We start from the raw sequence: 1557 nt of genomic DNA, 5'->3' as shown, positions 1-1557 counted from the left end.
TAGCCATGAGCAAAACTCCACACATTCAGTATTTATGCGGGGTTGCGAGGCATGGCAACCTCTTTTATCACTCCAAATTTATAGTAACAATCAGCTCCAAATGGTATAATTAAGTTGTCAAAATCAATTCACCGAAAGGAGCTGATTGTTATCTATCGTCAAGAAATTTTGAAAGACATTCGTCTTTTCACTTCACAACCAGTTGCAAAGTTTTATGATTCTCTTTTTCTGAATCTTGATTTATCCTTTGTTCCGGAATTCCCCAAGACAGGAAGGAAAGGCTTTTCAAATCACGCTATGATTTGTTCCTTTATTGTCATGAAATGCGAAGGTTTCTCCATGATTTCCGATCTTGTCGATTATCTTCACAATAATCTTCTGATTGCGCATTTTTGTGGCTTTGATATTTCTCGTCCACTTCCTTCTTATTGGACTTTTGATCGCTTCCTGAAAAATTTCGATAACAAAGTTCTCTCTGAAATCATGAAAACTCAGGTGTTATTCCTTTCTAAAGAAGGTATTGTAGACACTTCTTTTATTGGCTTAGATTCAACCCCTGTCTCTGCAAATACTTCACAGAATAATCCGAAATCTTTTCTCTCAAATAAGTTTAAACCCGGAAATCAACCAAGGGCGGATTCGGATTGTAGACTCGGCGTCCACACTGCATCCAATCAAACGAACGAGAAAAAATATGAATTCTATTGGGGCTATAAAAATCATGTCCTTGTAGACTGTATTTCAGGTCTTCCTATTTATGAAATGACCACAACCGCGGAAGTTCATGATGCTACCGTCGCTTTAGATATCCTTGCTGCTACCCATTCCTTTCAACCAATAACGGACTGCACATTCCTTGCCGACAAAGGTTACGATGTCAAAAATATCTACAATCAGGTTAAGGATCTTTACAATGGAGAATGTATCATTCCATTAAACAAACGTAATTCCCAAAATCCGAAACTTCTTCCTCAAGGGAATCCCATTTGCGAAGCAGGGCTTGCCATGTGGAAGGATGGTAAGTTTTCCGATTGTGGTCGTACCCGTCAAAAGTTTTGTTGTCCTCTAAAATCAAGTAAAGATACCCTTTGCCCATGCCACCACAAAAATTTCTATAATGGTAAAAAGCATCGTGGCTGTACGAAATATCTCACCATTCCTGATGATTTAAGACTTTCCATTGATAGGGACAGCAAATATTTTAAAAGTAATTATTCACTCCGCACAGAATGTGAACGCTATAATTCGCGTTTTAAAAATACTGGTCAAGAGCGGATGTGGGTAAGAAATAAAGCATCTGTTACAAACTTAAACACACTTGCCCATATCAGTTTACTAGCAGTTGCCGTTGCCGCAATCACTAGCCATTCTGGTCAGTCTTATCGCAAACTAAAAACAATAAAACGAATTGCTTGATTAAAAAATTCTCATAGTCTTATGATTTCGTAAGTTTTGGACTTACGTTAGCTTTGCTATGCCATAAAATCGTAACCTCAAACTTTATGGAAACTAACTGCCAAGTTCTACTTTTGGATCAATGTGTTTTGCTCATCTCTA

Annotated in this window: 1 protein-coding gene; it reads left to right on the top strand. The window is 37.7% G+C overall.

Features of this window, described 5'->3' with window-relative positions; translation table 11 throughout:
* Positions 1-114: 114 nt before the first annotated feature.
* Positions 115-1416, top strand: coding sequence for a transposase (locus DXB15_RS16750; protein WP_118703566.1), 1302 nt, complete (start codon positions 115-117; stop codon positions 1414-1416).
* Positions 1417-1557: the final 141 nt, after the last annotated feature.

It is taken from the genome of Roseburia sp. OM02-15, from assembly GCF_003481835.1.
Lineage (GTDB): Bacteria > Bacillota > Clostridia > Lachnospirales > Lachnospiraceae > Eubacterium_I > Eubacterium_I ramulus_A.
This window is presented reverse-complemented; position numbering and strand designations above follow the sequence as displayed.